The sequence below is a fragment of the Frankia sp. Cppng1_Ct_nod genome (assembly GCF_920656135.1).
Classification (GTDB): Bacteria; Actinomycetota; Actinomycetes; order Frankiales; family Frankiaceae; genus Protofrankia; species Protofrankia meridionalis.
This window is the reverse complement of record NZ_CAKKTK010000035.1, coordinates 20,933-45,418: the sequence shown is the minus strand read 5'-3', so window position 1 is coordinate 45,418 and position 24,486 is coordinate 20,933. Positions and strand designations below refer to the sequence as shown.

The 24,486-nt window shown below is 69.3% G+C and carries 25 protein-coding genes and 1 pseudogene; 19 read left to right on the top strand and 7 right to left on the bottom strand.

Features of this window, described 5'->3' with window-relative positions; genetic code table 11:
• Together NBW77_RS12215 and NBW77_RS22825 are read right to left on the bottom strand one after the other, a co-directional pair.
• Positions 1 to 627 (bottom strand): ketopantoate reductase family protein (locus NBW77_RS12215; protein ID WP_175324665.1); only part of this gene is annotated, 627 nt, incomplete at its 3' end.
• A gap of 165 nt (positions 628 to 792) precedes the next feature.
• The gene (locus tag NBW77_RS22825) at positions 793 to 933 is read right to left on the bottom strand and encodes a hypothetical protein (RefSeq protein ID WP_502799478.1); all 141 of its coding nucleotides are present in this window, start codon (positions 931 to 933) and stop codon (positions 793 to 795) included.
• Between the two features lie 73 nt (positions 934 to 1,006).
• Here NBW77_RS22825 and NBW77_RS22820 point away from each other — a divergent pair, with 73 nt between their 5' ends.
• Entirely contained in the window at positions 1,007 to 1,321 is a 315-nt protein-coding gene (locus tag NBW77_RS22820; RefSeq protein ID WP_502799477.1) for a hypothetical protein, read from the top strand.
• A gap of 159 nt (positions 1,322 to 1,480) precedes the next feature.
• Here NBW77_RS22820 and NBW77_RS12205 read toward each other — a convergent pair.
• The 4 genes and pseudogenes from NBW77_RS12205 to NBW77_RS12190 form a co-directional block, all read right to left on the bottom strand.
• Positions 1,481 to 1,648 (bottom strand): annotated as a pseudogene (locus tag NBW77_RS12205) (transposase); the annotation flags it as partial.
• On the bottom strand, positions 1,638 to 2,798 hold the full coding sequence (locus NBW77_RS12200) for an epoxide hydrolase family protein (protein ID WP_131745835.1): 1,161 nt from the start codon (positions 2,796 to 2,798) through the stop codon (positions 1,638 to 1,640). The pseudogene NBW77_RS12205 and the gene NBW77_RS12200, both read right to left, overlap by 11 nt.
• Before the next feature lie 103 nt (positions 2,799 to 2,901).
• Positions 2,902 to 3,336, bottom strand: a complete 435-nt coding sequence (locus NBW77_RS12195) for a PIN domain-containing protein (RefSeq protein WP_131745834.1) — start codon at positions 3,334 to 3,336, stop codon at positions 2,902 to 2,904.
• On the bottom strand, positions 3,333 to 3,569 hold the full coding sequence (locus NBW77_RS12190; protein WP_250279722.1) for a CopG family transcriptional regulator: 237 nt from the start codon (positions 3,567 to 3,569) through the stop codon (positions 3,333 to 3,335). The genes NBW77_RS12195 and NBW77_RS12190 overlap by 4 nt, the downstream gene beginning before the upstream one ends.
• 206 nt (positions 3,570 to 3,775) lie before the next feature.
• On the opposite strand from NBW77_RS12190, the gene NBW77_RS12185 reads away from it, so the two are divergent.
• The 11 genes from NBW77_RS12185 to NBW77_RS12135 all read left to right on the top strand — a co-directional run bounded on the left by NBW77_RS12185 (position 3,776) and on the right by NBW77_RS12135 (position 18,198).
• Entirely contained in the window at positions 3,776 to 5,560 is a 1,785-nt protein-coding gene (locus tag NBW77_RS12185) for an N-6 DNA methylase (RefSeq protein WP_250279721.1), read from the top strand.
• 46 nt (positions 5,561 to 5,606) lie between these two features.
• A complete protein-coding gene (locus NBW77_RS12180; protein ID WP_207386877.1) occupies positions 5,607 to 7,580 on the top strand; it encodes a type I restriction-modification system subunit M in 1,974 nt (657 codons plus the stop codon).
• On the top strand, positions 7,577 to 8,875 hold the full coding sequence (locus NBW77_RS12175; protein ID WP_207386876.1) for a restriction endonuclease subunit S: 1,299 nt from the start codon (positions 7,577 to 7,579) through the stop codon (positions 8,873 to 8,875). Before NBW77_RS12180 ends, NBW77_RS12175 begins: the two co-directional genes overlap by 4 nt.
• Positions 8,872 to 12,024: a type I restriction endonuclease subunit R gene (locus NBW77_RS12170; RefSeq protein WP_250279720.1), complete on the top strand. Its 3,153-nt coding sequence runs from the start codon at positions 8,872 to 8,874 to the stop codon at positions 12,022 to 12,024. The genes NBW77_RS12175 and NBW77_RS12170 overlap by 4 nt, the downstream gene beginning before the upstream one ends.
• A 64-nt stretch (positions 12,025 to 12,088) precedes the next feature.
• Positions 12,089 to 13,741, top strand: coding sequence for a serine/threonine-protein kinase (locus tag NBW77_RS12165; RefSeq protein WP_250279719.1), 1,653 nt, complete (start codon positions 12,089 to 12,091; stop codon positions 13,739 to 13,741).
• A gap of 322 nt (positions 13,742 to 14,063) precedes the next feature.
• Positions 14,064 to 14,261, top strand: coding sequence for a ribbon-helix-helix protein, CopG family (locus NBW77_RS12160; protein ID WP_131745839.1), 198 nt, complete (start codon positions 14,064 to 14,066; stop codon positions 14,259 to 14,261).
• Complete coding sequence (locus tag NBW77_RS12155; protein WP_131745831.1) at positions 14,258 to 14,638, top strand: type II toxin-antitoxin system death-on-curing family toxin; 381 nt, start codon at positions 14,258 to 14,260, stop codon at positions 14,636 to 14,638. Before NBW77_RS12160 ends, NBW77_RS12155 begins: the two co-directional genes overlap by 4 nt.
• A 73-nt stretch (positions 14,639 to 14,711) precedes the next feature.
• Positions 14,712 to 14,978, top strand: coding sequence for a type II toxin-antitoxin system Phd/YefM family antitoxin (locus NBW77_RS12150; protein WP_131745830.1), 267 nt, complete (start codon positions 14,712 to 14,714; stop codon positions 14,976 to 14,978).
• A complete protein-coding gene (locus tag NBW77_RS12145) occupies positions 14,975 to 15,253 on the top strand; it encodes a type II toxin-antitoxin system RelE family toxin (RefSeq protein WP_131745829.1) in 279 nt (92 codons plus the stop codon). The genes NBW77_RS12150 and NBW77_RS12145 overlap by 4 nt, the downstream gene beginning before the upstream one ends.
• A 474-nt stretch (positions 15,254 to 15,727) precedes the next feature.
• Complete coding sequence (locus tag NBW77_RS12140) at positions 15,728 to 17,515, top strand: sensor histidine kinase (RefSeq protein ID WP_242605662.1); 1,788 nt, start codon at positions 15,728 to 15,730, stop codon at positions 17,513 to 17,515.
• Positions 17,512 to 18,198 carry a response regulator transcription factor gene (locus NBW77_RS12135; protein WP_131745828.1) on the top strand — a complete coding sequence of 229 codons (687 nt, stop codon included), beginning with the start codon at positions 17,512 to 17,514 and terminating at the stop codon, positions 18,196 to 18,198. The genes NBW77_RS12140 and NBW77_RS12135 overlap by 4 nt, the downstream gene beginning before the upstream one ends.
• Here NBW77_RS12135 and NBW77_RS12130 read toward each other — a convergent pair.
• Entirely contained in the window at positions 18,180 to 18,563 is a 384-nt protein-coding gene (locus tag NBW77_RS12130; RefSeq protein ID WP_131745837.1) for a response regulator transcription factor, read from the bottom strand. The two genes, NBW77_RS12135 and NBW77_RS12130, sit on opposite strands and share 19 nt — an antisense overlap.
• 121 nt (positions 18,564 to 18,684) lie before the next feature.
• On the opposite strand from NBW77_RS12130, the gene NBW77_RS12125 reads away from it, so the two are divergent.
• From NBW77_RS12125 to NBW77_RS12095, 7 genes are all read left to right on the top strand, one after another.
• Entirely contained in the window at positions 18,685 to 19,152 is a 468-nt protein-coding gene (locus tag NBW77_RS12125; RefSeq protein ID WP_242605661.1) for a hypothetical protein, read from the top strand.
• Complete coding sequence (locus NBW77_RS12120; protein ID WP_131745826.1) at positions 19,143 to 19,811, top strand: hypothetical protein; 669 nt, start codon at positions 19,143 to 19,145, stop codon at positions 19,809 to 19,811. The genes NBW77_RS12125 and NBW77_RS12120 overlap by 10 nt, the downstream gene beginning before the upstream one ends.
• A 13-nt stretch (positions 19,812 to 19,824) precedes the next feature.
• The gene (locus tag NBW77_RS12115; protein WP_131745825.1) at positions 19,825 to 20,439 is read left to right on the top strand and encodes a hypothetical protein; all 615 of its coding nucleotides are present in this window, start codon (positions 19,825 to 19,827) and stop codon (positions 20,437 to 20,439) included.
• 34 nt (positions 20,440 to 20,473) lie between these two features.
• Positions 20,474 to 21,316, top strand: coding sequence for a vWA domain-containing protein (locus tag NBW77_RS12110; protein WP_250279718.1), 843 nt, complete (start codon positions 20,474 to 20,476; stop codon positions 21,314 to 21,316).
• A 10-nt stretch (positions 21,317 to 21,326) separates the two neighbouring features.
• The gene (locus NBW77_RS12105) at positions 21,327 to 22,121 is read left to right on the top strand and encodes a hypothetical protein (RefSeq protein ID WP_131745824.1); all 795 of its coding nucleotides are present in this window, start codon (positions 21,327 to 21,329) and stop codon (positions 22,119 to 22,121) included.
• Positions 22,118 to 23,431 (top strand): protein kinase family protein, encoded by a 1,314-nt coding sequence (locus tag NBW77_RS12100; RefSeq protein WP_250279717.1) that lies wholly within the window; start codon positions 22,118 to 22,120, stop codon positions 23,429 to 23,431. The genes NBW77_RS12105 and NBW77_RS12100 overlap by 4 nt, the downstream gene beginning before the upstream one ends.
• A partial coding sequence (locus tag NBW77_RS12095; protein WP_250279716.1) for a serine/threonine-protein kinase occupies positions 23,428 to 24,486 on the top strand: 1,059 nt, incomplete at its 3' end. The genes NBW77_RS12100 and NBW77_RS12095, both read left to right, overlap by 4 nt.

Here is a 24,486-nt window from a genome sequence, read left to right as displayed (position 1 = left end):
ATCGAGGTTGTAGGCCAGGTTGGCGAGCAGCTTTCCCGCCTTCCAACGGTCGCTGTCCCCGACCACCTGGACCGCGAACGAGCCCCGGCGCAGGTCCGCTGCGATGCGTTCCACGGTCGGGTCGCTACCGCGCGGTGCGCGGCCGAGGAAGAAGGCCCCGGCGATCGGCGCGCCCGGGGACACGACCTCCCCGGGCCTGTGGTACGAGGACGGGATGACCACGACCGCGTCGACCACCGTGGCGAACCTGCGCAGCGCCACCCGGGCGTTCTCCAGCCCGTTCTGCAGCAACAGGATCGGCAGCACCTCCGCGGCCGTGCGCACGGCGCCGCCCACGTCCACCGGCCGCCACGCCCACCGCTGGAGCAGTGTTTCGGAGTCCTGCGACTTGGTGGCGAGGACCAGCACGTCGTCCACGCGCAGGTCAACCTCGTCCGGCCCACCGGCGAAATCGAGCGCGAGCCACCGATCGGAGTCCGGTCGGATGTAGCGCAGGCCCCGGGACCGCAACGCCTCGAGGTTCGCGCCCCTCGCCACGACGACGACGGGGTGCCCGGCCCCGTGCAGCTGCGCGGCGACAGCCGCGCCCACGGCACCCGCCCCGATGATGATGTATCTCGTGCTGATGGCACTACCTTCCTTTCGCACGGAAACCTCCGGGGACCGTTCCGAGTGACCCAGATACGCGGCGTGTCCTGCCTGCCGGCGATGCGGGCCTGCGATGAACTCGACGGCCATGACGGTTCTCCGGGGACTGGGTGGTGGCTGATCGGCGCGGTTGGGACCAGACGGTTACGACCAGTTCGTCCAGCGGGCGATCTCGGGGAGGTCTGCGCCGGTTCGCAGCCGTTCGAGGAACAGCACAACCGCGGCCGCGGCCATGCGATGGGTGGCGTCGTTGAGGGCGTCGTGTTTGCCGCCCTCGATGGTCACGAACTCGCCGACGGCGAGCGACCGCGTAGCGCTCGCGCACAGCCCGCAGGGGGCTTAGAATGTCGGCCGTTCCGTGCAGACCCAGCACAGGCACGGTGACGCGGCGCAGGTCGACGTCCGAGCCCGCCAGCACCCGCGGCGCGGGCAGGTCCGGGTCGGCCAGCAGCTGCCGTACCTGCGACGTCACCTCATCTTCGTCGACGGTCGGATCACCGACGACCCGGACCCGATAGCCGTCGAAGGCGATCCGGGTGCCGAAATGCTCGTAGACCCCTGGGTGCTCGCCACGGCCGGCGATGAGGATCATCGTCCCGCGTGGCGCGACAGCGGGCGAGTTGTCCCATGTCGCTACCGTGGGTGCAGATTCGGCTGCGGCAAGCTGAGCTGAGGTCATAGATGTGCGTCCTCTGTCTGAGCGAAGGCGGGAAGCCACCACCGTCGGGAGTCCTCGCAACGCCCGGCGGCAGCTGCCTTACTCGCGTTGCGGCCCTGTGTGCCCGCATGGACTTCAACGATATGGATCGACGTGCGCGGGGCACGCCGTGTGCACGGCGGCGGTCGGCTCGGGTTCCCGGCCCTCCAAGGCTCGCAGCTTGTCTCGCAACGCATCGTGGATTTTGGCGGTGACGCCGTGGTCATGCCAGCGGGTGAGCAAGCCATAGACCGTCTCCCAGGGTGGGAAGTCCTTCGGTAGCGATCGCCAGCTACAGCCGCTGGGTGCGGAAGAACGCGCGGATGTCGTCGACGAGCAGCTCGGGCTCCTCCATCGCCGCGAAGTGGCCGCCCCGGGCCATATCCGTCCAGTGACACAGGGTAGGGAAGGCCGCCTCGCACCAGCTACGAGGAGCCCGGATGATTTCGGCCGGGAACGCGGCATGGCCGAGCGGGACCGTGATCGGCGGGGGTGTGTGGCGCCGGCCGGGACCGGTCGACTCGTAGTAGAGGCGGGTCGACGAGTTGATCGTCCCGGTCAGCCAGTAGATCGAGATGTTGTCAAGCAGCCGGTCGCGACTGAAACGGGATTCGATCTTGTCGTCGCAGTCGCTCCACCCGTGGAACTTCTCCACGATCCAGCCGGCGAGCCCGGCCGGCGAGTCTGCGAGACCGTAAGCGAGCGTCTGCGGCTTCGTCCCCTGGATCTTCTGGTAGCCGGTCTCGTGGTCGGCGAAATGCTTCACCCGAGCCAGGATGGCCAGGTCGGCTTCGTCCAGGCCGGCGGTCGGGTCGTTGCGGTCCGGTGGCGGCGCCGGTAGCAGGTTGAGGTGGATGGCCCGTACCCGCTCGGGGGCCAGGCCGGCGACCGTGGTGGTGACCGCGCTGCCCCAGTCGCCTCCCTGCGCGAAGAACCGCTCGTAGTCCAGGCGGGTCATGAGCTCCAGAAAGGCGGCCGCAGCCCGGGTGATGCTCCATCCCCGCTCGGTCGTCGGACCCGAGAAGCCGTAGCCGGGCAGGGACGGGGCGACGACGTGGAAGGCGTCGGCCGGGTCACCGCCGTGGTTTGCCGGGTCGGACAGGGGGCCGAGCACCTGCCAGAACTCTGCCACCGAGCCCGGCCAGCCGTGGGTCAACAGCAGTGGCCGGGCCGTCGGCTCGGGAGAGCGGGCGTGGATGAAATGGATGCGCTGCCCGTCGATCCCGGTCGTGAACTGAGGAAAGGCGTTGGCCCGGGTCTGGAAGCCCGACCAGTCGTAGTCGTCCTTCCAGTACCGGCACAGCTCGACCAGGAAGTCGCGTTCGGTGCCGTAGTCCCACCTGGTGCCGGGTATCTGGTCGGGCCACCGGGTCCGGGCCAGCCGGTTGCGGAGGTCGTCGATCTCGGCGGTGGTGACGCGCACATCGAAGGGTTCGATGGTCGGTGAGGTCATGGCCTGGGTCCATTCGCGGGTCACGCCGGTGGGGGTCGATGGGCACGCTGTGGGTCTTTTACAGGTCCGGCTGATGGGTCATCGGCAGCTATCCCTCACAAGGTCACAGGTCGTCCGGCAGGAGACGGAACGCCTTGTGGCCGGTGAGCGGACGCATTGCGCGGAAGTCCCGTCGGTCGAGCGTGAGAACACTGTCGGTCTCGTACTGCTCCGCCAGCACCACGTTCACCGCGTCCGCCAGGTTTATGCGCAGATCGGCGTACAGGGTCTGGACCGTGTGAGCCTTACGGAGGGTATCGGCTGCCACCTCGGGGACCAGCATGCGCATGGTGCGCTCCTGCTGTAGCAGCCAGTCATTGACCGCGTAAGCGGTCTTGCGGTCGATGTTGCGGGTGATGATGTGCTCGACTTCGGCGAACACCAGTGGGGAGACCACGGTCACGGATGCCTCACGCAGCGCCGAGCGGGCTGCCCGGTGTTCCGGATTACCGACGTTGAAGGCAGCCACCAGTCCAGAGGTGTCACCAACAACGATCATATGATGTTGCCGGTCGCGCCGTTCTTCCGGTTGACCGTTTCGTCGACCGCTTCGCGGACGTCGTCTTCGGTGACCGGGCCGCCGAAGTCGAGCGCCGGGATGTCCCAGTCGCCGGACCATCTGCGGGCATGCAGTGCGGCAATGCGGAATGCCTCGCGAAAATACTCGGATTCGGGTCGGCCTTCACGCGCCGCCGCATCCTTGACGATCTGTAGGTATTCCTCGTCGACCATGACGGTCGTCTTCTTCAAGACCATAAGGTTATGGTACCACCACCAGCAGTACTGATCGCTTCGATCGCGACGAGGACGTCGGACACCCGCAGAACGGACGACGCCGAGTCGTTGTTCAGGCAAACATAGCACAGCTCTTGTGAACAGTGGCAACGGTGTTCACAGGGGCTTGTGTTCCGGAAGGATGGCCCGGTAAGGTCGCCGCCGTGCACCTTGACCAGCAGGACGAGCTGACGGCTGCCGCGATCGCGCGGCTGGCTGGCGTCGGCCGTGCTGCCGTGTCGAACTGGCGCCGCCGTTATCCGGACTTCCCCAAGCCGGTGGGCGGCAGCCCGACCAGCCCGACGTTCTCCCGGGCCAGAGTCGAGGCATGGCTGGCGGCGACGGGCAAGGCCGACCAGTTGGCGACAGCCGGCCGCACCGAGACCGGTACCCAGCGCATCAGCGGCCCGACACGGTCGTCGGACGGTCGGTATGACGAGGCGGTGCGGCGCGTCCGGCAGGAGACGCCCGATCTCGCCGTCACCGACCTGACCTCGGGGCAACTGCTGGCCAGGGTGATGGTGTCCCTGCTACCGCGTTCGACGGTTACCACACGACCCGTGGATGCCACCGCTGACGCGGATGCCGATGACGCGGATGCCGATGCCGCCGCCGACGCGCCCGCGGTGCTCGATCCGGCCTGCTTCCACGCGACGCTGCTGATGGCCGTTGCCGACCGGTTCGGCGACCATCTCAGGCTCGCCGGGCAGGAGATCAAAGAGTCGGCCGCCGCGGTCGCGGCGTTGAACCTGCGCGGTAACGCCCACGGCGTGCCGTATGAGATCCACACCGGCGACTCCCTGCTGGACAACCGGCTCGGCGCGTACCTGGGTGCGGCCGCGGCCGTCGTCTGCGAACCACCCTTCGACCTGCCGCAGTGGCCGTCGGCCGAGCTGACGACCGATCCGCGCTGGGCGTTCGGCATTCCGGCACCACGCGACGGCGAGCTGGCCTGGGTGCAGCACTGCTATGCGCATCTGCGCCCGCGCGGTGTGGCCGTCGTCGCCGTGTCGCCGCGGACCTGCCTCCAGCCGTCCGGACAGCACATCCGCACGGCGCTGGTACGCTCCGGAGTCCTTCGCGACGTCATCGCGCTGCCGAAGGGAATGGGCTCGTTACCCGACACCGACGTGTATCTCTGGGTTCTGCGACGTCCCCCTGGGGTACCCGACCATGCGGCCGTGCGCATGGTCGACCTGTCGGGGTTGGGCGACGCGGCCGACGTCCCGCACGAGTTCGCCGCGTGGCAGCGGCTGTTCACCGACGCCGATCCGACGATCTCCCGCGCTGTTCCGCGCCTCGGGTTGCTCGACGGCGATACCAACCTGCTGCCTTCCCGCTACGTCGCCACCCGCGTCGAGGCGAGCGCCGACGACCTCGCCCGTGTCACCGATCGGTTGCAGGCCCTCTACGCCCAGGTCGGCCGGGGCCTGCCCCGCTTCGCCGCCCCCACCTCACCGACCCACCACGTCTACGTGACCCTCGGTGAGCTGGAGCGGGTCGGGGCGCTGACGATCCGCTCCCGTGACACGACGCCGCGCACCGGCGATCTGCTGCTGCGGACCCTCGGCCGACCACCGGCCGTCGCGACCGGTACGGACGCGGACGACGCCGGTGTCGCACAGGTCGTCGAGTTGGACGCCACCCGCCTGGACGCGCATTTCGTCGCGACATTCCTGCGCGCCGACGCCGACGCGCTGCCGGTGGCCAATACGCTCGGCGCGCTCAGCCGTGACGACCTGCGGCGGTGTCGCATCCCCCGCATGCCGCTGGCCGAGCAGCGCCGCTACGGCAACGCCTTCCGCCATCTGCGGGAGCTGCGGGACGCGCTGTCCGCGCTTGCGACGGTGAGCGCGAACGTGATCGACCAGACCGTCCACGGCCTCACGGTCGGCACGCTGACCCCGGGCCTGTCCCCGGGATGTGTACCCCGGACGTACCCCCGGTGAGGAACACCGACGACTCCGACGCAACTGAAGGTGAGACGAGAGACCTGTGAGCTCAGGACCCACGCACTCCAGGATGGCGAGCGACATCTGGTCAGTCGCCGACCTGCTGCGCGGCGACTACAAGCGCCACGAGTACGGCCAGGTCATCCTGCCGTTCACGCTGCTGCGGCGCCTGGACGCGGTGATGGCCCCGACCCGCGACGCCGTCCGCAGGCGGGACGCGGCGCTGGACGTCCAGAACAGGCAGCGCCTGCTGGAGATCACGGCGAAGCTGCCGTTCTACAACACCTCCGCGCAGGACTTCACGACGATCGGCGCCGACGCGGCGAACGTGGCGAAGAACCTGCGCGACTACATCAACGGCTTCTCCCCGAACATCCGGCAGATCCTGGCCCGCTTCGACCTGGACAACGAGATCACCAGGCTGGCGGGCGCGAAGCTCCTCTACCGGGTCGTCGGCCGGTTCGCCGAGATGCGTGACCTCGACAAGCTCACCAACCACGACATGGGCTACGTCTTCGAGCACCTGATCCGCAAGTTCGCCGAAGACTCCAACGAGACCGCCGGTGAGCACTTCACCCCGCGTGAAGTCATCAAACTGATGGTCAACCTGCTGATCGCCCCGGACGCCGACACCGTCGCGGGTGTCGGCCAGGTCATCAACATCCTCGACCCGGCCTGCGGTACCGGTGGGATGCTGACCGCGGCCGAGGAACACATCCGGTCGATCAACCCGAAGGCCGAGGTGTACCTGTTCGGCCAGGAGGTCAACGCGGAGTCGTGGGCGGTCTGCCAGGCGGACATGCTCATGCGCAGCCAGCGGGGCCGCATCCACTTCGGCAACTCCTTCAGTGACGACGGCCATCAGGGCAAGAAGTTCGACTACATGCTGGCCAACCCGCCTTTCGGGGTGGAGTGGAAGAAGGTCAAGGACGACGTCGAGGCCGAGGCGGAGCTCGGCTTCGGCGGCCGGTTCGGCGCCGGCCTGCCGCGCATCAACGACGGTTCGTTCCTGTTCCTCCAGCACATGATCTCGAAGATGGAGCCGGTCGAGGGCAAGGGCGCGCGCCTCGCGATCGTCTTCAACGGCTCCCCGCTGTTCACCGGCGCGGCGGAATCCGGCGAGTCGAGGATCCGCCGGTGGATCCTCGACAACGACCTGCTGGAGGGCATCGTCGCCCTGCCCGACCAGCTCTTCTACAACACCGGCATCTCCACGTACTTCTGGATCCTGTCCAACCGGAAGGCCGCGCCACTGCGCAACAAGGTGATCCTGCTCGACGCCCGCGACCAGTGGGAGAAAATACGCAAGTCCCTCGGTGACAAGCGCAAGCAGATCAGCGACGCGCAGATCGGGCACATCACCGAGCTGTATGTCGACGCCCTCACGGTCGCGGCGGACACCGGGCACCCCGACCACGGCAAGGTGAAGATCTTTCGGACCCGCGACTTCGGCTACCACCGCATCACCGTCGAACGCCCGCTCAAACTGCGCTTCGAGATCACCGAGGACACCCTCGCCGCGCTGGGGAACGCGAAGGCGCTGGCCAGATGGGACGGCCGCGAGGCGCTGGTCGCGGCGCTGCGCGGGTCGCTCGGCTCGGTGTGGTGGACGAAGCAGGAGGCAGCCAGCGCGCTGCGTGCGGCCGTGGTGGCCGCCGGCGCCGCCATGCCGAGCACGGCGGCCTTGGAGAAGGGGTTGTGGGCGGCGGTCTCGGTGGCCGACCCCGACGGCGAGGTACAGCAGGCGAAGGACGGCACTCCGCTGCCAGACCCTGACCTGCGCGACTACGAGAACGTCCCGCTGGACGAGGACATCGCCGCCTACTTCGCCCGCGAGGTCATCCCGCATGTTCCGGACGCCTGGATCGACCACGACAAGACGAAGGTCGGCTACGAGATCCCCTTCACCCGCCACTTCTACGTGTACACCCCGCCCCGCCCCCTGGCCGAGATCGACGCCGAACTGCGCGACCTCGAAGCCCAGATCCAGAAACTCCTCGGCGAGGTGACCGGGTGACCTGGACCAAGACGCGGCTCAAGCATCTCTGCGTTGATGCGGGACAGTATGGCCTCAACATCTCCGCGCAGGACTATGTGTCGACTGGGTGTCGTCTCATCCGTACGTCAGATATCGATGAGATCGGACGCCTGCGTTCACGTGAAGGTGCTGTTTATGTCGATGCCCCTTTGGACTCGCGCCACGAAATCAGAGCGGGAGACCTTCTACTGTCACGCAGCGGCACCATAGGGCGCTCAATGCTTCTGTGTGAACTCGAAGAACCCAGCACCTACGCGGGGTATCTCGTGCGGTTCCGTCCCCGACCAACCACTGAACCGCGATTCATGGCCTATGTCGCTGTATCGCGCGGGTTTCAGGGGGCGATTGAGGCCGATGCCGTCACATCGACCATTCAGAACTTCAACGCTGAGCGCTATGCGAACATCGCAGTCATGCTCCCACCCCTCGATGAACAGCGCCGCATCGCCGACTTCCTCGACGCCGAGACGGCCCGCATTGACCGAACTACGGCTATTAGGGAGGACGCAAGGAGGGTGCTTATTGAGCGACGGGCGGCCGGAGCCTTTGGTGCGGTGACGGGATCGTGGGTCCGAGAGCGCGTCCCGTCAACCCTGGCGTGGGTCGATAGCCTCCCCGTGATGTGGCAAGGAGTCAAGCTTGGTCACGTTGCTCGCTTGGGTAGCGGTCACACGCCGAGCAGGAGCAAGCCGGAATGGTGGGTCGGCTGCACGATTCCTTGGATCACAACCGGCGAGGTGAGTCAAGTGCGCTCCGACCGCCTTGAAGTTCTCACCGAGACCCGGGAAATGATCAGCGAGACCGGACTCCTGAACAGTTCGGCCGAGGTTCACCCTAAAGGTACTGTGGTCCTCTGCCGTACGGCGGCGTCGGCTGGATACTCGGCAGTCATGGGCCGAGACATGGCTACGAGCCAGGATCTCGCCACTTGGACGTGTGGACCTAAGCTCGACCCTTTCTTCTTGCTCTGGTGCCTCCGGGTGATGCGTGCCGATCTCTTGGACAGGCTCGCGATGGGCTCGACCCATAAGACTATTTACATGCCGGATCTGCAAGGACTGCGGATTCCGCTGCCTGGCAGAGAAGAGCAGGAGAAAATTGTCGCCGAAATTCGGTCAAGTAATGCGGCGGTGGACTCTGCGGTCGACGCTATTGACCGTCAACTGGCCCTCCTCGCTGAGCGCCGACAAGCCTTGATCACGGCGGCGGTTACCGGGCAGCTCGATGTTACGACCGCGCGGGGGCTGTCCGCGGCTGGAGGCGTTGCCATATGACTCCCGGAGCCCACACCGAGTACGCCTTCGAGTCCCGGGTCGAGGAGGAACTCCTCGCGCGCGGCTGGTCTCGCGCGCACGGCACATTCGACGTCGGGCTGGGCATCGACACCGGTGAGATGTACCGGTTCGTCGGCGCAACGCAGCGGAAAAGCTGGGACAGGCTCATCGACCTCTACGGCGGCGACCAGCAGACCGCGCAGCGTCAGTTCGCGCAGCGGGTCGCCGCCGAGATCGACGCGCGCGGTGTGCTGGACGTGCTGCGCCAGGGCGTGCGTGACCGGGGCGTGCGGATCGAGCTGGCCTACTTCCGCCCCGGCCACACGCTGGCCGCCGACGCGCTCGCCGAATACGACGCGAACGTGCTGACGGTCGCGCGGCAGCTGCACTACAGCGTCCGTGATCCGCTCCTGTCGCTGGACCTGGCGTTCTTCGTCAACGGGCTGCCTGTCGCCACCGTCGAGTTGAAGAATCCGAACACCGGGCAGAACGCCGACCATGCCATCGCGCAGTACCGGCGCCGCGACCCGAACGAGGTGTTCTTCGCCAAGCGGGCGCTCGTCCATTTCGCGGTCGACCCTGACCGTGCCTTCATCGCCACGCGGCTGCGCGGCCGTGACACGGAGTTCCTGCCGTTCAACGTGGGCTCGAACGGCCCCGGCGTGTCAGGCGGAGCCGGGAACCCCCCGGCCGTGCCCGGCTCCTACAGCGTCGCCTACCTCTGGGAACAGATCTGGCAGCGGGACAACTGGCTGGAGATCCTGCACCGGTTCGTCCACGTCAAGGCGCCGGAGAAAAAGGGCGCGAAAGGGAACCCGCACACCCTGCCACGGATCTTCCCGCGTTACCACCAGTGGGACGCGGTGGCGAAGATGGTCGCGCACGCGCGGGCGAACGGCGCCGGGCACAACTATCTGATCCAGCATTCGGCCGGTTCGGGCAAGTCGAACACGATCGCCTGGCTGGCGCACCGCCTGTCGAACCTGTTCGATGGTGACAACCAGCCGGTCTTCCACAAGACCATCGTGATCACGGACCGGCTCGTGCTCGACCGGCAGTTGCAGCAGACCGTCTTCCAGTTCGACCACACGCCCGGTGTTGTCAGAAAAATCGACGAGGATTCGTCCCAGCTCGCGGCGGCGCTCGACGACGCCACGTCGAAGATTGTCATCAGTACGCTGCAGATGTATCCGTTCGTCCTGAAGAAGGTCGCCGACCTGGGGCTGGCCGGCAGGCGGTACGCGGTCGTCATCGACGAGGCGCACTCCTCGCAGGGCGGCGAGTCCGCAAACAAGATCAAGGAGGCTCTCGGGGTCAACGCCCGGCGCGAAGAAGGTGAGGACGAGGCGGAATACCTGACGCGGGTACGCGGCAGGCAGCCGAACCTGTCGTACTTCGCGTTCACCGCCACGCCCAAGTCGCCGACCCTGAAGCTGTTCGGCACCTTCGACCCGGACCGGGTGAACAAACGCACCGGCGAGCCGGGCATGTACGTGCCGTTCCACATCTACTCGATGCGCCAAGCCGTCGACGAAGGCTACATCCTCGACGTGCTGGCCAACTACCTCACCTACGACACCAGGTGGCGGCTGCGCAATGCCGCCGTCGAGCAGGCCGAATCGCCTATCTCCAATCCGGAGGTCGACGCGGCCAAGGCGAAGGCGAAACTGGTCCGCTACGCCGAGCAGCACCCGAAGTCGCTGGAGCAGAAGGCAAAACTGATCGTCGACGATTTCCGGGAAAGCATCGCCGGGCGCCTCGGCGGCCGGGCCAGGGCGATGGTCGTCACGAGCAGCCGTCAGCACGCGCTCGACCTGTACCAGGCGATCCGCAACCACGTCGCGCTGGGCGGGTTCACCGACTGCGGCGCACTGGTCGCGTTCTCTGGGAAGCTGACCGACGACGCCGGCCTGGAGTTCACCGAAGCCCAGCTCAACGGCTTCCCGGAGAAGCAGCTACCGGAGCGCTTCGCCTACACCAGGGCCGACGATCCGCAGGCGGTGGCGCGTAACCAGGACGAGTACCGGCTGCTGGTCGCCGCGGAGAAGTACCAGACAGGATTCGACCAGCCGTTGCTGTGCGCGATGTACGTCGACAAGCCGCTGACCGGTGTCGCGGCGGTGCAGACCCTCTCACGGCTCAACCGGATCCATCCGCTGAAGTCGCAGGACGACGTCCACATTCTCGACTTCGTCAACCAGGCCGCGGACATCCAGACCGCGTTCGAGGACTGGTTCGAAACGACAATCACCGAGCCGAGCGACCCCAACCTGCTCTACACCCGCCAGCGCGAGGTGATGGACTACGAGCTGCTGGTCGCCTCCGAGATGGAGGCGTTCATCCGGGTCCTGGCCGCGGCCGGGCCGGGGCGGATGCCGGACGCGGCCGAACGCAAGCTGCACGCCGAGCTGCACGAATACCTGAAGCCGGCGCTCGACCGCTTCGACGCCCTCGACACCGACGATGAACGGGAAGGTTTCCGGGGCGCGCTGCAAGGCTATGTACGCGCCTACAGTCTCATCGCGCAGATCGTCGACTGGGGTGACCGGGACCTGGAACGCCTCTACCAGTACGGCCGGGTGCTGCTGCTGCGGCTGCCCGGCAGACCCTCGACCTCGGTCGACATCGGGGATGCGGACCTCAGTCACTTCCGGCTGGAGTTCACCGGACAGCACAATGTGTCGCTGTCCGCCGGCGGTGACCGCGACGTACGCGGCCATGCCGCCGACGGCGGCGGCTACCGGGAACCGGAGGTGAAGCCGCTGGCGGAGGTCATCGAAGAACTCAACGAGCGCTTCGGGCTGGACCTGGGCACCTCCGACGAGATCCTCGTCTACCAGCAGGTCGTCAGCCTGGTCGAGGACACCTCGATGCAGCAGATCGCGCTCATGAACGACGAGGCCCGGTTCGGGCAGGTCGCCGACGACCGGCTCGACGACATCGTCGCCGAGAATGCCGAACGCAACACCGACTTCATGAAGCTGTACTTCGACAACAACGAATTCCAGAAAGCGATCAAGGAGGCGGCACGTAAACGCGCCTACCGGATCATCACGGAACCGGCGCGGGACGAGGCACTGGCACGGTTGCGCGCCGAGATGCTCCGCGAAACCGGCGGACACACAATCGAACGCGCAATCAGGGAATAACCACTCCGGTCGCCTCCCACCCTGACATTGTGGGCGACAGACCTGATCCCTGATGGGGGGAAGTGTGGCGGACGCGACGGGGCAGCCGGCCGGAAAACGGCTGCTCGCCGGGCGCTACCGGGTGGACGGGTCGCTCGGCCGCGGCGGCATGAGCGAGGTCTTCCACGGCTACGACGAGCGCCTGGACCGGAAAGTGGCGATCAAGCTGCTCCGGCCGCCGTCTCCGGGGTCGGTCCCGGCCACGCCGGACAGCCCGGAGGCAGCCGAAATCCTCGACGCGCTGGAACGCGACCGCAGGCGGTTCCTGCGCGAGATCCGCACCACCGCCCAGCTGGAGCATCCCGGCACGCCGGCCGTCTACGACACCGGCGTCGAGACCTCCCCCGACGGCAGCACCCGGTTATGGCTTGTCATGCAGCTGCTGCGCGGCTCGACGCTGGAGGCGACGCTCGACCACACGGACTACGCCACCTCGCCACCGAGCCTGGCCTGGGCGGCGGCGATCGCGGCGCAGATCGCGGCGGTGCTCACCGACGTCCACCGGGTCGACATCGTCCACCGCGACATCAAGCCGGCCAACGTGATGCTCGTCGACGGTGGCCTGGTGAAGGTGCTCGACTTCGGCATCGCGATCCTGCGCGGCGCGGGAGCGCTGCCCCGGCTGACACAGATCGACCGGACCGTCGGCACGCCGGCCTACATGTCACCGGAGCAGTGCCTCGGCCAAGCGGTGACGTCCGCGTCCGACATCTACTCACTCGGCTGCCTGCTGTGCGAGCTGCTCACCGGTGACGTGCCCTTCCACGGGACGACCGACGTGCCGCTGCGCGCCCACCACTTGCAGTCGCCCGCACCCTCGGTGCGGGCACGGCGGGCCGGCATCCCGGCAGGCGTCGACGCCCTGGTGACCGCGATGCTGGCGAAGGATCCCCGGGCGCGGCCGACCGCGGAGGCGGTGTACGAGGCGCTCGCGCCGCTGACCTCGGCGCCGGACGGTTCCCCGGGGAACGACAACAGGTCCTCGGGGAGCCACAGCGGATCCCCGAGAAGCGACGAGAGCCGCGACCCGACACGCCCGTTCCGCCGGCCGTTGCTGGCCCCGCCCAGACGCCGCGAGCGGACCGGTGACCGCGCCACGCTCACCGACGCCGAGTTCGACCTGTTGAAAGCCAACGTCCGGGCGTTGCTGGACAACGACCGGCCGTCCGAGGCGATCAACCTCCTCGAGGACGGCATCGAACGCGCCGGCCGCGACCCGGTCCTGGCGCTTCAGCTGCGGCACTTCCTGGCTGCCGCGCTGTTCTACGCCGGGGAGTACACGCGTGCCGCCTCGCTCTTCGACGTCGTCGGACGCGACTACCGCAGGTATCTGCCGCCCGGCGACGCCTACGTCCTCGACTGCTCCTACCACGCGGGCCACGCCTACGCCGAGATCGGCAAGCCGGACAAGGCCCTGCCCCAGCTGCGGTTCTACGTGCAGAATGCCGACACCGCCGCGGGCGAAGACGAGACAGAGAGAATTCTCGAATCCCGCTTCGTCATCGCCCAGATGCTCGCGACCACCGGACATCCGGACGAAGCACTCACCGAACTCGAAGCGGTCCGCCCGCTGCTGGCCGACGCCTTCGGCGCCGACTCGATCCAGGTCCGCAACCTCAACAAGCAGATCAACCGGCTCGGGTCGAGCAAAGAGGACGACCTGTCCGCCGGGCAATGACAAGCGAGACGGTCAGTGCGGCAGGTTGAGGTCCGAGCAGACCGACAGCGCCGCCCGTACGTCCGTGGGCAGGCTCGCGTAGTTCCCCCCTCTCCGCATCCTGCAAGAGCGCACTCATCAGCAAGTGGAGCTTGCCGTACTTCTTGTTGTCCTCATGTGCCGTGACCGTGCCCAGCCACCCTGCTGCACGCAGCCGGTTGATGTCGTCAAGCTGGTCAGGACCCAGAGCATCGGCGACCCGTGACCGGATCCACCCGTCCTCACCGTCGGCCCCACAGCTACCCCGGTTCGGTATCAGAGGTGATACCATGCTGGCGTGGCAATGACACTTCGGCTCACCGACGACGAGACCGAGGCGCTGCGCCGCCGGTCCGAGCTGGAACAGCGGTCCATGCAGGAAATCGCCCGCCAGGCCATCCGCGAGTATGTCGAAACGCACAGCCGTGCCGAACTACTCGACCAGGTCCTCGACGAGGAGCTCCCTCGCTATGCGGAAGCCCTGCGCCGCCTCGGCGAATGATCTACCTGACGCTCGCCGAACTGCTCCACGTTGCCAAGCGAACCCTCGGAGCCGAACCCACGGTCCGCGACCACGGACTCCTTCAGTCAGCCCTCGCCCGGCCGCAGACGACCGTGTTCGGCCGTGACGCCTACCCCACGCTGGACGACAAGGCCGCCGCACTCCTGCACTCGCTCGCCCGCAACCACGCCCTCGTGGACGGCAACAAACGCCTCGCGCTCGCCGCCGCCCTCGCCTTCTACGGCGTCAACAACCGCCGGCTCACCGTGACCAACGACGCCGCCTACGACCTGATCATGAGCGTCGCCACCGGCGCCCTCGACTCCGTCGACGACATCACGAAGATCCTACGAACGGCGACCGGACCTCGCAGGTGACACCAGGCCCGCGTCACGGCCACGGCTGCCGAGAGAGTGGACACCAGATGACACAGGGGCCACAATTGTGGCCATGACGATCGAGTCCCTCCGTACTGTCCGGGACCACCTGTCTGAGTTCGTCGACCGGGTTGAACACCAGCACGAACGTATCGTGCTGACCCGCAACGGCCACGCCGCCGCCGTGCTGATCAGCCCCGAAGACCTCGCCCAGCTGGAAGAAACCATCGACGTCCTACGCGACCCCCAGGCCCTGGCAGACATCCGCGAAGCCGACCACGCCTACGCCAACAGCGACGTCCTGCGCGGCACCGCGGCCGTACGCGACCTGCTCAGGTGAACGACACCGACTACGAGCTCGTCCTCACCCCACCCGCCCGACGCGCCCTCACCGACCAACTACCCGAAGCCGTCGCGACCGCCGCCGTCGAGTTTCTCACCACCGCGCTGGTCACCGCCCCTCGTAGAGTCGGGAAACCCCTGCGCTTCGACCTCGAAGGAATCTGGGCGGCCCGACGAGGCACCTACCGCATCCTCTACAGGATCAACGAAGACAAACACGAAGTCGTCGTCCTCCGTGTCGAGCACCGCCGAGACGCCTACCGACCACTGTGACCTGCAACGCAAGCCCTCAACCTCCTCCGTAAAAGTCGCCGGGCGTGCGCGCCCCCACGTCCACGTGATCGTCAGAGTCGGAATCTGATCGTCGTTCCGTTCACTGACGAACAGCCTGCCAGCGGGGTTCGTGCCGAATTTTTCGATGTGTCCGTGGAGAAGAGCCGTCAATTCGGGCGGACAGGACCCGGTCTGGGAGGACAACGCCGCCAGCAGGCTCGGGCTGTCAGAACACCGGGCAGCACACCCGTTCCCCTCGTCCCGGTGTTTTGGCGCGAGAGCTTCTTGGGAGTTCTTCGGAGTGAGCCGCCCCCTTGTCGGCGGTAACCGCCTCGCTAATAATTGATCGGCGACCTGATCGATTCTGCGGCCGGGTCGGGTGAGTCCAGGGGTGGGGGCACGATCCAACGCGATCATGCGCGGGGGCGGTTCGCCGCGGGGGCGGTGGCCGTGGGAGAAGGATCCGGCGACCCTGTGACCGACGCCGTCCCCGCGGCGGCTGACCGGCGCGGGCCTGCTGCGCGCATGACCAGACACGGGGACGGATCCCGCGGCCGGGATGGCGTCCCGGCGCTCGCCATGGCGGGCGCGGTCTTCGGCGCGGTGGTGCTCTGGCTGGCCGATGCCGGTCGGGATCCGGACACGACCAGCACCTTCTTCTCTGGCGTTGTCGGCGGGCTCTATCTGTTGACCGGCTCCGTCACGCACCTGCGCCGACCGTGCCCGCTCGGGCTGCGGATGGTGACGGTCGGCATCGCCTGGTTCGCCGAAGACCTGCAGGTCTCGATCGCCCCGGTGCCGCACACCGCTGGGATGTTCTTCCGGAGCGTGGCGTCGGCGTGTCTCCTGCATCTCCTGCTGGCCTTCCCGGAGGGGCGGCTACGGACGCGCACCGAGCGGGTGGTGACCGGCGCCGTGTATGTGATTGCGCTCGTCCTCGTGCCGGTGGGCGTCCCGTTCTACCGGTCCGTGACGCCGAACCTGCTGCTCGTCGCCGACCTGGCCCGGACGCAGGACATGCTGATTGACGGCGCGCAGATGGTGTTCGCCGTAGTCGTCGCCGGTCTGCTGGTCCGGCGCTGGTTCGTCGCCACCCCGCCGGCCCGCCGGGTGCTCGCGCCGGTGTACGGCGTCGGGCTCGTCGGGAGCGTCGCGTCGCTGCTCCACCCGGCGCTGCCCGGTTCGAGTGCGCTGCTGGTCAACGAGGTCGCCCACCTCGCCGCGCTCGGGCTCCCGGTGGCGTTCCTGGCCGGCGCGCTGCGCGTCCGGCTCGGCCGCACGGCCGTCGCGGACTTCCTGCTCCAGCTGCCCCGGATACCGCCAACCGAGCTACGTGACCTGCTGGCCCGCGTGCTCGGCGACCCGACGCTGCGCATCGCCTACCCCTGCCCGGACGACCCCGACTCCGCCAACAACTACCTGGATGCCGACGGACGGCCCGTCGCGCCCCGTCCGGACGACGCGGTCACTTCGGTCCGGCGCGGCCTGCGCGTGGTCGCTGTGCTCCTGCACGACCCGGCGCTACGCGCCGACAGGCACGTCCTGCATGCCGTGACGGCGGCCGCGGCACTGGAGCTGGACAATCAACGGCTCGCCGCGGAGGTGCGGGCCCAGCTTGCCGAGGTCCGCGCGTCCCGGGTCCGCATCGTCGCGGCAGCCGACGAGCAGCGCCGCCGGATCGAACGCGATCTGCACGACGGCGCCCAGCAACAGCTCGTCACCACCGCGCTGATTCTGCGGCTGGCGCGGGACCGGCTCGGCCCGGCACCGCCCGACCCCGAGCTCCACGCGCTCCACGCGCTCCTGCAACGGGCCGCCGACGGGCTGGATGCGGCGATGACGGAACTGCGCGAGCTCGCCCGCGGCATCCACCCCGCGGTGCTCACGGAGGCCGGGCTGCTACCCGCGCTACGGGCGCTCGCCGCCCGCTCGGCGTACCCCGTGCATATCGTCGACGGCCCCGCGTTGCCGCCGCTGGCAGACCGGGTGGCCGCGACGGCCTACTTTGTCGCGGCCGAGGCCGTGACGAACGCAGCGAAACACGCCTGTGCCAACCAGGTCAACGTCCACGTCCGGGCCTCCGAGAACCGGCTGCTCGTCACCGTCGCCGACGACGGCGTCGGCAACGCCGACATGAGCGGCGGGACCGGCCTGCTCGGGCTGCGTGACCGGGTCGCCGCGCTCGACGGCAAGCTGGTCGTACGCAGCTTTCCCAGCGCCGGGACGTCCGTCCACGCCGAGCTACCCCTGGAGGGGCCGTGACCACCGCAACCACTCCACCAGCCCCGGCCGCGGGGGTGACACGCGTCGTGCTCGCCGACGACGCGTCGCTCTTCCGGACGGCGCTTGCCGAGCTGTTGGAACGTGATGGGTACGCGATCGTCGCGCAGGCCGGGAACGCAGACGAGCTGCTTGACGCCGTCGAGCGGCACCGCCCGGACATCGCGGTCGTCGACATCCGGATGCCGCCCACCCACCGCCTGGAAGGGCTGCGCGCGGCCGTGCTGCTGCGGCAGCGCCACCCCGGGACGGGCGTGCTGGTGCTGTCGCAGCATCTGGAGGTCGCGCACCTCGACGAGCTGGTCGGGCACACCGCGCGCGGCGTCGGCTACCTCCTCAAGGACCGGGTCACCGGGCCGGACTTCCTGGACGCCGTCCGCCGGGTGGCCGCCGACGGCTGCGCGTTTGACCCCGAGGTCGTCCCGCTGCTCGTCGGCGGCAGGAGCCGGCGCGACGAGCTGGCCGAGCTCAGCCCGCGGGAACGCCAGGTCCTCGCGCTGATGGCGCAGGGCCGGTCCAACAACGCGATCGCCGACGAGCTGCACCTCACGACGCGCACCGTCGAGACGCACGTCCGCAACGTCTTCCAGCGGCTTACGCTGCCCGACGAGGCCGAGCACAACCGCCGCGTCCTCGCGGTGCTCGCCTACCTGCGGTCGGCCTGACGCGCCACGATCAGCGCCAGCGCGGCCGCCGACAGCGTCGACTTGGGGAGGAACCCGGCGGCGGACGACCGCTCGACCGCGTCCCCGTAGTGCTCGGCGTCGCGCACTGAGCAGAACACCACCGTGGCGCCGGGGGCCGTGCGGTGCAGCGCCCGGCAGACGCTGAACCCGTCCATGTCGGGCAGGGCGACGTCCAGCAGCACGATGTCGGGGTCCGCTTCGGGCACGCCAGCCAGCGCCTCGGCCCCGGTCGCGGCGTCGCCGACCACCCGGTAGCCGCCGCTTTCCAGGAGCGCGCGGGCGACTGTCCGAAACGGCGCGCTGTCGTCGACGATGAAGACGCGGCCCACCGCCACCCGGTCCATCGCACGGACGGTAGCACCCGACCTCCGGCCCCGGCCTCGGTGCCAGCACTGGGAAAACCGGTCCCGGAAGCCGGTGTCGGCACCGATGTGCCCGGTCCCGGCCCGCCCGAGACTCCTTCCCATGAAGGCTGTGCTGACCGTGCTCGCGTGCGTGCTTGCCGCGATCGTTGTTCTCGTTGTCGTCCGCGGCCAGATCACCACCGGCTCCGGCTCCGGCTCGCTCGGTCTCGGTGGCGGCACGGGCGGGTCGGTCACGAGTGGGCGCCCGGATGTCACGACGAGCGCGACGGCGGACTCGACAGGAACCCCGAATGTCACGCAGCGGGGTACGAACAGCACTAACCATGTCGACTGCGCGAGTATCGACAGCAAGCTGAAGATCTCCGCCAACGCCGGGGCGATCCGCTGGAAGGCCACGTCCGCGTCGGGCGTCTCGGTCACGCCGTCGTCCGGGTTCCTCGACAAGGGCGAGAGCGAGGTCGTCCGTATCGGCGGGAGCTACTCCGGCGGCGGGGGTTTCACGGTGGTCGTCTCCGTGCCGAACCGGGTCGGCGCGGGCAGTGTCAACTGGCCGTTCACATGCGTGTGACAGAACGTCGCGCGTCGCCGTGGCGACACCCGGCGCTGGCACCCGGGTACGCGGCGGTGATCGCGTTCGGTGCCGTCGCGCTGTCGAGCCTCGTCGTGACGCCGCAGGAGCGGGGCACCGGCACCCCGGAGCAGGTCACCGTCACCGTGTCGGCGGCGGACGCCCGGCTCCTGGCCGGTCTGACCGTGCAGGTCCGCGACAGCGCGACCGTGCTGGCCGAGGGCCGGACCGACGCACAGGGCCGGTGGTCCGCGGTCGTCACTTCCGGCGAGCACGAGGTGTGCGTGATCACGTCGGCGGCCCCGCTACGGCTGGTCGGGTCGCACCCGGCGTCGGCGTGCCGGCGGGAGCGGATATCCACCGGCACGGCAATCAAGCTGGCCGTCGAGCAGGTCCAGGTGGTCGCGGAGACGACGAACAAGCCCGACCGGATCCCGAACGACAGCACGGTCACGGTCCGCTATGCGGAGCGTGTGTTACAGAGCGGCGTTCTCGGCCTGACCGGGCGGTTCACGCCGTCCGAGCTGCCGCTGAACGCGGAGGTCTGCCTGGGCCTGCCGACCGGTTGGCGGTTCGCCGACTCGGAAACGACCGGCCAGCAGTGCCAGCCGGTCACCAACCCGGCCGCCGACGTGCGGTTCCGCCTGGAGGCGTCGTGACGGGGAGGGCATTGTGACGGGGAGAGCGCAGCGGGTTCCACTCCTACCGCTCGCGGTCACGGCGCTCGCCGCAGCCCTGGTCGGCTGGGCCCTGCTGTTTCGGGATCGCACGATCGAGACGACGCTCGCCGTGGTCCTCGTGTCCGTCGCCGGTGGCGTGCTGCTCGCGACTCTGCTGGTGCGGCCGACTCCGGCCCCCGGACGTCCGCCGGAGTCGGCTCGCAAACGGCCGCCGGAACCGGACCGCGGACGGCTGCCGGAACCGGACGGCCGGTGGTCCAGACCGGGCGCCGACCGCGCGGAGCCGGAGGCCACGCAGCTCGTGCTGCCGGTCGGGCAGCCGGCAGGCGGCGCCCCGCGGGCGGGCCAGTGGTGGAACAGGGATGCCCCGGCGGCGGGTGTCCGCGCGGTCGAGCCGGTCCGCCCGGCTCCCCGCGATCTCGCGAAGCTGCGCGAGGCCGCCCGCGTCGTGCAGTGCCCGCGCTGCGGCGCGTTCCGCATCGACGTCCGGCACACCGGTACCGGGTACGCGTTCCGCTGCCGCGTCGACGACCACGAGTGGACATGGCGGCCCGGGGCCGCGTGGCCGGTCACCGTCGTCGCGAGTCGCCGACAGAGTTCCCCTTGACCTCAGGATCGCGCTTACCAGGACGGATGGACGCATGTATGAGCAGACCTTCTCCCGTACCAACCCTGGCTGCATCGTGTTTCTGCTGGACCGGTCCGACTCGATGAAGCAGCCGTGGCAGTCCAGCAGGGGCACGCTGGCCGAGGGCGCCGCCCGCGCCGTGAACAAGATCCTGCTAGACCTGTGCGTGAAGTCGGCGAAGGAGGTCGGTGGCCGGGCCCGGCACTACTTCGACGTCGGGGTCTTCGGGTATGGCGCCTGCCCGGTGGCGGGTGGCGAGGGCGTCGAGCCGGCGCTGGCCGGGCAGCCGATCGTGCCGATCCCGCAGGTGTTCGATAATCCGCTGCGGGTCGAGGCCGAGCAGTCGGTTGACGCCGTCGCCGGCTCCCGGCTCCCGGTCTGGGTCGAGCCGGTGTTCGGCTACCGCACCCCGATGTGCAAGGCCATCGCGACGGCCGGCGAGCACATTTTCGAGTGGGCAGCGACCCACCCCGACTCGTTCCCCCCGATCGTCATCAACATCACCGACGGGATGGTCACCGACAGCCCGTACGACGGCGCCGATCTCGCCGAGTGGGCCGCCCGGCTCACCTCGATCGAGACCAGTGACGGCCGGGCGCTGCTGTTCAACATCTTCCTGTCGCCGACGGTCGCACCCGAGGTCCTGTTCCCGGTCACGGCGACTGGGCTGCCCGAACCGGGCCCCGAGCTATTCGCGATCTCCAGTGTGCTGCCCAAGTCGATGGTCGCGAACGCGCGCGGCGCACGGGTGGAGATCGTCGATGGCGCCCGCGGGTTCGTGTTCAACGCCGGCCTGACGACGCTCGTGTGGTTCCTGGAGATCGGCACCCGGGTCGCCGACGTCCGGGACCGGTGAGGATCTGCCGATGATCCTCGCCCGCTCCGCCTGTTTCTCGCTGGAGAAGCTCGGCGGCACGGCAGCGGAATGGGAGGACGCCGCCGCCTACCACGACGGCGACCCGGCCGCCGGTGTCGCGCCCCGCTGCGTGGTCGTGGACGGTGCCACCGAGGCCTACGACGCGATCCGCTGGGTGGAACACCTGGTCAGCTCGTTCGTTGCCGACACTGGGCCCGACCTCACCCTCGAAGGGCTGCGCACCTGGTTCGAGCAGGTCCAGCGGCTGTGGGTCGCCGAGGCGCCCGCGCGGTTCGCGACGGTCATCGAAGAACACAAGTTCTACACGGAGGGGTCGTTCGCGACGTTCCTGGGGTGCCGCCTCACCGGCCTCGACGGGCCCGGTGCCCGCTGGGAGGCCGCCGCGCTCGGCGACACGGTGCTGTTTCACATCCGGGCCGGCCGGCTGCTCACGCACTTCCCGCCGATCGGCGTGGATGGCTTCGGTCTCTCCCCTGACGGGATAGGCACCCGCCCGGAGGCGCTCGGCCCGATGCTGCGGGATCTGAAGCTGTCCAGCGGCGAGGTCCGGGCGGGCGACGTGCTCTTCGTCGCCACCGACGCGCTGGCCCAGTGGCTGCTGCTGGAAACCGAACGCGACGAGACGTCGCTGTGGGCGGCACTCGTCGCCCTGGACCACGACGCGGCGTTCGCGGCGATCGTTGCCGACCAGCGGGCGGCCGGGCGGCTGCACAACGACGACGTCACGCTGCTGCGTGTCCGGCTTGTCACGGTCGAGCCCGGGGCACTGGTGGTGTGCCTGTGACCGGCTACCCGTCCGCCGAGGACTACATCAGGGCCGTGCAGCGGCCCGATCTCGTCTTCGACCGGCCCGAGCTGGCCGAGGCCCGGTTCGACGTGCACCCGATGCTGAAAATCCCCGTCCCAGCGTCGGGCACCACGGCGGTCGTGTTCAGGGCCACGGTCGGCGGCACCGCGCAGGCGCTGCGCTTCTTCACCCGCGAGGACGCCTCCACGCAGCAGCGTTACACCGCGCTCAACGCCTGGTTCACCGAGCGCGACCTCACCGGCGACGTCGCCAACTGCCGGTGGGTGGACGACGCGATCCTTGTCAACGGGCGACGCTGGCCGATGGTTCAGATGGAGTGGGTGGACGGGCGCACGCTCGACCGGCATGTCGAGGATCTCGTCGAGACCGACGACCGCGCGGCGCTGGAGACGCTCGCCGGCTCATGGCGCGACCTGCTGCGCCGGATCCAGGCCGCCCGGTTCGCTCACGGCGACCTGCAGCACGGCAACGTGCTCGTCGACACGGCCGGCCGGCTGCGCCTGGTCGACTTCGACAGCTCGTGGATCACCCCGTTCACCGGCTCCCCGCCCCCGTCGGAAGGCGGGCACCGCAACTACCAGCCCGAGAAGCGGCTCTGGGGCCCCTGGATGGACACGTTCCCCGGTCTCGTCGTCTATCTCTCGCTGCTGGCACTCGCCCGCGAACCGAATCAGTGGGAGCAGTTCAACGACGGCGAGAACCTGCTCTTCCGCCACAGGGACTACCTGCCACCGCACCGGACCCAGGCATGGTCGTGGGTCGAGCGGCTGCACGACCCACAGATCGACGGGCTCGCAGCCCGGCTGCGGGCCTGCTGCGCCCCGGGCTGGACGGCCACCGGCGACCTGGAAGGGCTGATCGCGGAGCCCGTCCCATGGTGGACCCGCACCGCCGCACACCCGCCCGCCGGCGCGCCGCCCGAGCCCGGGCCCACCACCGCGCCGCCGCGGCCCCGCCCCCAGCCCGGTCCCCGGCCGACGGGGCAGCCCATGTGGTGGCAACAGCCGACCGGGCCGCAGCCCGGACCGACGCAGCCGCCCCCAACGCAGCCGGCCCCGGCGCGGGCAGCCGTCGCCGGGCGGGTGCTGCGCGCCGTGGTCACGGCGCTGGCCTGGGTGTTCGGCAGTGTCCTGATCGCCGGTGCGCTCGTCAGCTTGGCCTCCTCCAACAACACCGTCATCGCCGCGCTGCCCGCCCTCGTGCTAGCGCTGATCGTCCTCGGGCTCGTCCTCGTGGTCCGGCGACGGCGACGGAGACGGCGACAACCACCGGGGAAGGCGCCATGACACAGCGGATGTTCGGCCCATACCGCATCGAGAAGCTGCTGGGCCGCGGCGGGATGGGCGAGGTCTACCGGGCGTACGACACCAGGCAGCAGCGGATGGTGGCACTCAAGCTCCTGCTCCCGAGCCTGGCCGGGGACCCGCAGTACACCGAGCGGTTCCGCCGGGAGTCCGAGATGGTGGCGCAGCTGCGCGAGCCGCACGTGATCCCGATCCACCGCCACGGCGAGATCGACGGCCAGCTCTTCATCGACATGCGTCTGGTGGAGGGTGCTGACCTGGGCACGGTCCTGCGCGACGGGCCACTCGACCCGCAGACCGCCGTCTATATCATCGAGCAGATCGCCTCCGCGCTGGACGCCGCGCACGCCGACGGGCTGGTGCACCGCGACGTCAAGCCGTCCAACGTGCTGTGCGCGGGCCGCGGCCGTCCAACCGACTTCGTCTACCTCGTCGACTTCGGGATCGCCCGCGCGGTCGACGGTACCGGAATCACCACGGACGGGGCGACGATCGGCTCGATCGACTACATGGCGCCCGAGCGGTTCCTGTCAGGGCGGGTCGACCACCGGGCGGATGTCTACTCGCTGGCCTGCCTGCTTTTCGAGTGCCTGACCGCGCGCAGGCCGTTCGTCGCCGCCGAGCGGCTCGGGGTGGTCAAGGCGCACATGCAGGACCCGCCACCCGTCCTGTCGGCCGTGCGGCCCGACGCGCCGGCAGCGTTCGACGCCGTCATCGCGCAGGGCATGGCGAAGGCCCCGACCGACCGGCATCCGTCCGCGTCCGTGTTCGCGGCGGCGGCCCGCTCGGCCCTCGTCCCGGCCACCCCGGCGGCGTCGGTCCCGCCGCCCGCCGCCCCGGCCACGGGCGGCAGGTGGTGGACGCGGACGAACGGCGCACTCGCGGCGCCCCCGCCACCGGCGGCGCCCCCGCCACCGGCATCGCCCGCATCGTCACCCGCGTCGCCCGCATCGTCACCGGCGTCGCCCGACCCGTCGACCACACCCGGATCCGCCTGGTGGCAGGCCGCGAGCGCCCCGTCGCGGACGCCGCCCACG